The following is a 7,943-nucleotide window of genomic DNA, read 5'->3' on the forward strand; positions in this document are numbered from 1 at the left end:
GTGACCGGCCGCATCGCCATCGATGACACCGCCCCCGTGATTCCCGGCGGCCGGCCGACCAAGGCCGTGGTCGGTGAGGTCGTCCCGGTGCGAGCGGTGGTCTGGCGGGAGGGCCACGAGGCGGTCGCCGCCACGCTGGCGGTGCAGGCCCCGGGTTCGGCACGCACGCAGCGCATTCGCATGAGCCCGGAGTACGAGCCGGACGTGTTCAACGCGGTGTTCACCCCGACCATGCCCGGGCGCTGGACCTTCCGGATCGAGGGCTGGAGCGATCCCCTCGCCACCTGGCGATCCGGGGTCGAGGCCAAGCTCGCCGTCGGGCAGAGCGCCGTCGATCTGGCCAATGATCTGGAGACCGGGGCCCGGCTGCTGGAGCGGGCCGCGCTCGCGGTCCCGAAGCGGCAGTGGGAGATCCTGCGCGCCGCGGCCGCCGCGCTGCGCAGCGACGCGCAACTGCCCGCCCGGGTCGCCGCCGCCTTCGGCGCCGAGGTCGGCGAGATCCTGCGGGCAACACCGTTGCGGGAGTTCGTGACTCACGGGCCGTTGCACACCGTGCAGGTGGAGCGGCAGCGGGCGCTGGTCGGAGCGTGGTACGAATTCTTCCCGCGGTCGACCGGCGGCTGGGACGCCGAGGGCCGCCCCGTGCACGGAACCCTCGCCACCGCCACCAAGGATCTGCCCCGCATTGCCGCCATGGGCTTCGACGTGGTGTACCTGCCGCCGATCCACCCCATCGGCACGGTGAATCGCAAGGGGCCCAACAACTCCCTGACCGCGGGACCCGCGGATGTCGGCTCGCCGTGGGCCATCGGCTCGGCGGAGGGCGGGCACGACGCCATCCACCCGCTGCTGGGCACCGAGGCCGACTTCGTCGACTTCGTCGCGGCCGCACGGGAATTGGGTATGGAGGTGGCGCTGGACCTGGCGCTGCAGTGCGCGCCCGACCATCCGTGGGTGGCGGCGCATCCGGAGTGGTTCACCACGCTGCCCGACGGCACAATCGCGTACGCGGAGAATCCGCCGAAGAAGTATCAGGACATCTATCCACTCAATTTCGACGACGAGCCCGACGGGCTCTACGCCGAGGTGCTGCGAGTGGTACGGCATTGGATCGGCCTGGGTGTCACCGTGTTCCGGGTCGACAATCCGCACACCAAACCGGCGGACTTCTGGGAATGGCTGATCGCCGAGGTGCACCGGAAGAATCCGGAGACCATCTTCCTGTCGGAGGCATTCACCCGCCCCGCGCGCATGTACGGTCTGGCGCGGCGCGGATTCAGCCAGTCCTACACGTATTTCACCTGGCGCACCCACAAACACGACCTCGAGGAATTCGGCCGGGAATTGGCCGCCAAGGCCGATGAGGCCCGGGCCAACCTGTTCGTGAACACCCCCGACATCCTGCACGAGAGCCTGCAGTACGGCGGGCCCGGCATGTTCGCGATTCGTGCGGTGCTGGCCGCGACGCTCGGGGCCACCTGGGGCGTGTACTCGGGCTTCGAGCTGTACGAGCACCAGGCGGTGCAGCAGGGCAGCGAAGAGTACCTGGACTCCGAGAAATACCAGCTGCGGCCACGCCGTTTCGCCGAGGCGGCCGCGCGCGGAGAATCCCTGGAGCCGTGGCTGACCCGGCTCAACGAGATCCGGCGCGCGCATCCCGCGCTGCAGCAGGTGCGCTGCATCCACTTCCATTACGTGGACAACGATGCGCTGCTGGCGTTCTCGAAGTTCGACCCCACCACCGGCGACGCCGTGCTCGTGGTGGTGAACCTGAACCCGTTCGGCGCCGAGCAGGGCATGGTCTCGCTCGACCTGCCCGCCATCGGACGCGAATGGCACGACCGGCCGACGGTGTACGACGAGGTCACCGGCGAGGAATACCACTGGGGCCAGAGCAATTACGTGCGCCTGGACCCGGCCCGGGTGGCGGCCCACATTCTCGCGCTGCCGCCGGTGCCGGCCGCCGCGCGCACCGAGCTCGCCCATCGCCGATCGTTCCGATGAATCGGCGCGACCTTCTGCTGCTGGCGGCGGGCACGCACCCCGATCCGCACACGGTGCTGGGGGCGCATCCGCATCCCGACGGGACCGTCATCCGGGTGCTGCGGCCGCACGCGGAGACGGTCGCGGCCCGGATCGGCGGCGTGGATCATCCACTGGCACATCGCGAGCACGGCGTGTTCGAGGCCGTGGTGCCGTTCCCGCAGCTGTGGGACTACCGCCTGATCACCTCCTATCCGGGCGGGCGCACGGTGGTGGACGCGGACGGGTACCGCTTCCTGCCCGCCCTCGGCGACGTCGATCTGCACCTGCTCGGCGAGGGCCGGCACGAGCGGCTCTGGGAGGTGCTGGGCGCGCACCCGAAGCGCTACCCCACCCTCCACGGCGAGGTGTCCGGCACGGCCTTCGCGGTGTGGGCCCCGAATGCGCGGGGCGTGGCGGTGATCGGGGATTTCGACGGTTGGAGCGGAAACACCGCCCCCATGCGGAAACTCGGCGATTCCGGGGTGTGGGAGCTGTTCCTGCCCGGCATCGAGGCCGGGGCGCTGTACAAGTACCGCGTGCACGGGGCGGACGGACGCACCGTCGACCACGCCGATCCGATGGCCTACGCCACCGAGGTCCCGCCCGCGACCGCGTCGGTCGTCACCGCGAGCGAATTCACCTGGGGCGATACCGAATGGCTGCGGGCGCGGGCTCGCACCGATCCGCTGCGCGCGCCGGTCAGCGTCTACGAGGTGCATCTGGGTTCGTGGCGGCCGGGGCTCGGGTATCGCGAGATCGCCGAGCAGCTGGCGGAATACGTTCTCGCCCAGGGCTTCACGCATGTCGAGCTGCTACCGGTGGCCGAGCATCCCTTCGGCGGCTCCTGGGGTTACCAGGTCACCTCCTACTACGCGCCGACCGCCCGCTTCGGCTCCCCCGACGACTTCCGGTTCCTGGTGGATCACCTGCACCGCAGCGGAATCGGCGTCATCCTCGACTGGGTGCCCGCGCACTTCCCGCGGGACGAGTGGGCGCTGGCCAGATTCGACGGCACCGCCCTCTACGAGCACGCCGATCCGCGCCGCGGCGAGCAACTCGACTGGGGCACCTACGTTTTCAACTTCGGCCGCCACGAGGTCCGCAACTTCCTGGTCGCCAACGCGCTGTACTGGATCGAAGAGTTCCACATCGACGGCCTGCGCGTGGACGCCGTGGCCTCGATGCTCTACCTGGACTACTCCCGCCCCGACTGGGAGCCGAACATCCACGGCGGCCGCGAGAATCTGGAGGCCGTCGCCTTCCTGCAGGAAATGAACGCGACCGTGCACAAGCACCATCCGGGCGTACTGACGGTGGCCGAGGAGTCCACCACCTGGCCGGGGGTCACCCGCGCCACCGAGGTCGGCGGCCTGGGCTTCACCATGAAATGGAACATGGGCTGGATGCACGACACGCTCGGGTATCTCGCCCACGATCCGGTGTACCGGACCTGGCACCACAACGAGGTCACCTTCTCGCTGACGTATGCGTGGAGCGAGAACTACGTGCTGCCGATCAGCCACGACGAGGTGGTCTACGGCAAGGGGACCCTGTGGACCCGCATGCCCGGTGACGATTTCACCAGGGCGAGCGGGGTCCGCGCGCTGCTGGCCTACATGTGGGCGCACCCGGGAAAGCAGCTGTTGTTCATGGGCCAGGAATTCGGCCAGTTCCGGGAGTGGGACCACGATCGCGGACTGGATTGGTACGAGCTGGAAAACCCTCTGCACCAGGGCATTCAGCGGCTGGTCGGGGACCTCAACCGGCAGTATGCCGCCAATCCCGCACTATGGAGCCAGGATACGTCGCCGGGCGGCTACTCCTGGATCGACGCCGACGACCGCGACAACAATGTGCTGTCGTTCCTGCGCTACGGCACCGACGGATCCATTCTCGCCTGCGTCTACAACTTCTCGGGCCGTCAGCTCGGCGGCTATCGCATCGGATTGCCCGGGCCCGAACCGGATTCGTGGCACGAGGTGCTGAACACCGATGCCGTCGCCTATGGCGGCAGCGGCGCGGGCAATGCCGACCCGATCGCCGCCGAGCCCGTGCCCTGGCACGGCCGCCCGGTGTCGGCCGCCCTGACCCTCGCGCCGAACAGCGCCCTCTGGTTGTCGAAGACGCCATCGGACGGCACCGGGTAGGACGACCGGTTCCCCACCGGACGGGAGCGGGGAACCACGCGCGGGAGAGCTCCCCGATCACTCCGGCCAGCCGGGCGAGCGGCCCAGCACTGCCAGGATCCGGTCCAGCCCGGACGCCTCCGGCGCGGTCACCTCGGGCGCGAACGACGCGCCGGGCCGCTCCCGGTGCGGTCCTCCCGGCACCGCCTCGGCCACCGGCAGTCCAGCGCTCAGCAGGTCCGCGTCGAATTCCACGGTCTGGCCGAGTGCCCGCGCCACATCCCAGGCGTGCACGATGTAGTCGATGAAGTGAAAGCTGATGGCCAGCGGCGCGGGAATCACGATGCCGTCGCGGACCTCCGGCAGCGGGAACTGCCGTTCCAGAACGCCCGGCTCGGCGAAGGTGGCCAGCACGTGCTCGGCCGCCGCCCGGTACTCACCGATCGGATCGCCGCCGAGCGGCTGCGGCTTCCACAGCGCGAGATCACTCTCGCCGCGGGCGGCGGCCGCGAAGCCGTAGTGCTGAACGATCATGTGCTCCAGCAGGTCTCGCAGCGTCCAGCCCACGCAGGGCGTGGGTGCGTCCAGATCGGCGGGGGTGAGTCCCGCCACCACCTCGATGCTGGCGCGCACCGCGCGGGCGTCCAGCGCGAGCAGTTCGGTTCCCGAGGCCAGCAATTCTTCATACGTGCTTATCATACGCACCAGCTTACTAATTTCCGCGCGGCTGCGACAGTGATAATCCGGCGAATTCCACACCAACGGGTCCGCTGCGGGAGCAGTCTGGACAGACAGCCTTTTCGAGCCGGGAGGGTCCCGTGGACGAGCGCACCAAGATCACGCTGGACGAATCCGAGATCCCGAGGCGTTGGTACAACGTCATCCCGGACCTGCCCGCACCACCACCGCCCCCACTGCACCCCGGCACCGGACAGCCGGTCGGACCCGAGGATCTGGCCCCGCTGTTCCCGATGGAGCTCATCCGGCAGGAGGTGAGCGGCGACCGCTACCTCGACATTCCGGCCGAGGTCATCGACGTCTACCGGCTCTGGCGGCCGACGCCACTGTTCCGGGCGCGACGGCTGGAGAAGGCGCTCGGCACCCCGGCCCGGATCTACTACAAGTACGAGGGCGTCTCCCCCGCCGGCTCACACAAGCCGAATACCGCTGTGCCGCAGGCGTTCTACAACGCCGCCGAGGGCACCCGGCGACTGACCACCGAGACGGGCGCGGGCCAGTGGGGCAGCGCGCTCGCCTTCGCCTGTGCGCAGTACGGCATCGACTGCGAGGTGTGGATGGTGCGCGCCTCCTACGACCAGAAACCGCACCGGCGCACGCTCATGCAGACCTGGGGCGCGACCGTGCACGCCAGCCCCTCGCCGATCACCGCCGCGGGCGCGAAAATCCTGGCCGACCATCCGGATTCACCCGGCAGCCTGGGCATCGCCATCAGCGAGGCGGTGGAGGTGGCCGCGGCCGACCCGACAACCCGCTACGCGCTGGGCAGTGTGCTCAATCATGTTCTGCTGTACCAGACCGTCATCGGTGAGGAGGCGCTGAAACAGTTCGCCGCGGCGGGTGAACGCCTGCCCGATCTGATCATCGGCTGCACCGGCGGCGGCTCCAACTTCGCAGGACTGTTCCTGCCCTTCCTGCGCGAAAAGCTCGCGGGCCGAACCGATCCGGTGATCCGGGCCGTCGAGCCCGCCGCGTGCCCGTCGTTCACGCGCGGCATCTACGCCTACGACTTCGGCGACACCGCCGGCTTCACCCCATTGATGAAGATGCACACCCTGGGCCACGACTTCATCCCCGATCCGGTGCATGCGGGCGGGCTGCGATACCACGGCATGTCGCCACTGCTGTCGCACATGTACGAGCTCGGATTGTTCGAGGCGGTGGCGAAGCAGCAGCGCGAATGCTTCGCCGCGGCGGTCACTTTCGCGAAGGCCGAGGGCATCCTCCCCGCACCCGAGCCCTCTCACGCCCTGGCGGCCGTCATCGAAGAGGCCAAGCGGTGCACCGAATCCGGTGAAGAGAAGGTCCTGCTGACCGCCCTGTGCGGCCACGGCCACTTCGATATGACCGCCTACGAGCGCTATCTCGCAGGCGAAATCCCGGACTTCGAACTCCCCCAGCCCCGTATCGACGCCGCCCTCGCCGGCCTCCCCACCGTCTGAACAAGATCAGGGAGCCCTCTCTGCGGGATTTCGTCCGAATTCCCCGCGGTGAGAGCTCCCTGATCTCCAGTCGTCAGTACAAAGCGGCGGCGAGCTTGCGGCGAGCGGCGACCACGATGGGCTCGGCGGGGTCGAAGAGTTCGAAGAGCTCGAGCAGGTGGGTGCGGGCCTTGGTTCGGTCGTCGCCGGCGGTGCGCTTGACCTGGGCAACGAGGCGGTCGAAGGCGGCCTCCGGCTGCTGGTTGAACATTTCCAGATCGGCCGCGGCAATGGCGGCGTCCAGATCGGCCGGGTCGGCGTCGGACTTGGCGACGGCGGCGGGGTCGAGATCCTGTACGCGGGAAAGGAATTGGACCTGACGCAGGGCGGCCTTGGCCTCGGCGTTGTTCGGCTCGGCGGCCAGGATGGCCTCGTACGCGGCGATCGCGTTGTCGAATTCGCCGCGCTCCAAGGCCTCTTCGGCGGCGACGAAGCGGGGATCCTCGGGAGCCTCGGGCTCGGCCGCGGCGGCCTCCGCGCCGACGCCGGGGAGCTTGCCGCGCACGGCGTCCACCACGGCGGCGATCCACTGGGTCACCTGCTCCTCCGGCTGATTGCCGGTGAAGTCGGCGAGCGGCTGGCCCGCGGCCACGGCGACCACGGTCGGAATGCCCTGCACGCCGAAGGCCTGCGCGATGCGCATGTTGGACTCGGCCTCGACGGTGGCCAGATCCCAGTCACCACCACTCTGGCCGACGAGCTGCTCCAGCAGCTTCACCAGCTCGATGCTCCCGGGGCTGCGCTGCGAGTACAGCGCCACCACCACCGGCACCTGAGTGGAGCGCCGTAGCACTCGATCCTCGAAATTGGCCTCGGTGACGGCATGGTCACCCGGGACATCTCCCGCGGCGGCGGCCGGCTGCTTGAGAGCGGACAGGTCCACCGCGCCCGACATGGCGGCGGCTGCGGCGGCGGAGGGACGGCGTGCAGGTCGAGTCACGACATCCAGTTTGTCACGACCGTGCGGCGGCGGGTGCCGCGGCTTGGCTCAGTTCACCCAGCTGACCGGAGTTGATCGCCCACCGCTCGAAGAACACGGACGTGAACGGGACCACCGACGACAGCAGCGCCAGACCCGTGGTCTTGCCCGGCCATTCGAACTCGCGCGAGGCCAGCAGGCAGTTGATGGCGTAGGCCAGGAACACGATGCCGTGCAGCATGCCGAACACCATTACCGGCCACTTGATCGGCTGATCGGCGATCCCCAGCGCATCCGCGCGCTTCAGGGCCGAGCCGATGAACAGCAGCACCCACGAGGGCACCTCGAGCAGGCCGAAGAAACGCACGCGCTTAGCGACCGTGGACAGGTCGAACAGATCACCCATGGCAACCATTCTGCCCGATGCCTACGACGCCCTGTAGTGGACCTGGTCACATCTGGGACGGGCGCGCTGGATTCCTGGTATGAGAAACGGAACAGCCCCGGCTCACGAGCCGGGGCTGTTCCTCATGAGCAGTTGTCCCTACTGCACGCGGACGATGAGGGCGTCGCCCTGGCCGCCGCCACCGCAGAGCGCGGCCGCGCCGACACCGCCGCCGCGGCGCTGCAGCTCGAGCGCCAGGTGCAGGACGA

The 7,943-nt window shown here is 69.1% G+C and carries 7 protein-coding genes; 3 read left to right on the plus strand and 4 right to left on the minus strand.

Annotated elements, in window-relative coordinates:
* Both ACFXN1_RS38565 and glgB read left to right on the plus strand, forming a co-directional pair.
* Positions 1 to 2,004, plus strand: coding sequence for a maltotransferase domain-containing protein (locus ACFXN1_RS38565; RefSeq protein ID WP_379436422.1), 2,004 nt, complete (start codon positions 1 to 3; stop codon positions 2,002 to 2,004).
* On the plus strand, positions 2,001 to 4,172 hold the full coding sequence (gene glgB / locus ACFXN1_RS38570) for a 1,4-alpha-glucan branching protein GlgB (RefSeq protein ID WP_379436420.1): 2,172 nt from the start codon (positions 2,001 to 2,003) through the stop codon (positions 4,170 to 4,172). The genes ACFXN1_RS38565 and glgB overlap by 4 nt, the downstream gene beginning before the upstream one ends.
* A 57-nt stretch (positions 4,173 to 4,229) precedes the next feature.
* Here glgB and ACFXN1_RS38575 read toward each other — a convergent pair whose 3' ends face one another.
* Positions 4,230 to 4,850 carry a TIGR03086 family metal-binding protein gene (locus tag ACFXN1_RS38575; RefSeq protein ID WP_379436419.1) on the minus strand — a complete coding sequence of 207 codons (621 nt, stop codon included), beginning with the start codon at positions 4,848 to 4,850 and terminating at the stop codon, positions 4,230 to 4,232.
* A 119-nt stretch (positions 4,851 to 4,969) separates the two neighbouring features.
* Between ACFXN1_RS38575 and ACFXN1_RS38580 the strand changes: the two genes are divergently transcribed.
* On the plus strand, positions 4,970 to 6,331 hold the full coding sequence (locus tag ACFXN1_RS38580; protein WP_379436417.1) for a TrpB-like pyridoxal phosphate-dependent enzyme: 1,362 nt from the start codon (positions 4,970 to 4,972) through the stop codon (positions 6,329 to 6,331).
* A 73-nt stretch (positions 6,332 to 6,404) separates the two neighbouring features.
* Here the strand turns inward: ACFXN1_RS38580 and ACFXN1_RS38585 are convergent, their stop codons facing one another.
* The 3 genes from ACFXN1_RS38585 to ACFXN1_RS38595 form a co-directional block, all read right to left on the minus strand.
* A complete protein-coding gene (locus ACFXN1_RS38585; protein ID WP_379436551.1) occupies positions 6,405 to 7,265 on the minus strand; it encodes a tetratricopeptide repeat protein in 861 nt (286 codons plus the stop codon).
* 58 nt (positions 7,266 to 7,323) lie between these two features.
* Entirely contained in the window at positions 7,324 to 7,695 is a 372-nt protein-coding gene (locus ACFXN1_RS38590) for a DUF3817 domain-containing protein (RefSeq protein WP_354850166.1), read from the minus strand.
* 138 nt (positions 7,696 to 7,833) lie between these two features.
* Positions 7,834 to 7,943: hypothetical protein (locus ACFXN1_RS38595; protein ID WP_379463836.1), on the minus strand; the 110-nt coding region annotated here is incomplete at its 5' end.

This window comes from Nocardia sp. NPDC059154 (genome assembly GCF_042755705.1).
Classification (GTDB): domain Bacteria; phylum Actinomycetota; class Actinomycetes; order Mycobacteriales; family Mycobacteriaceae; genus Nocardia.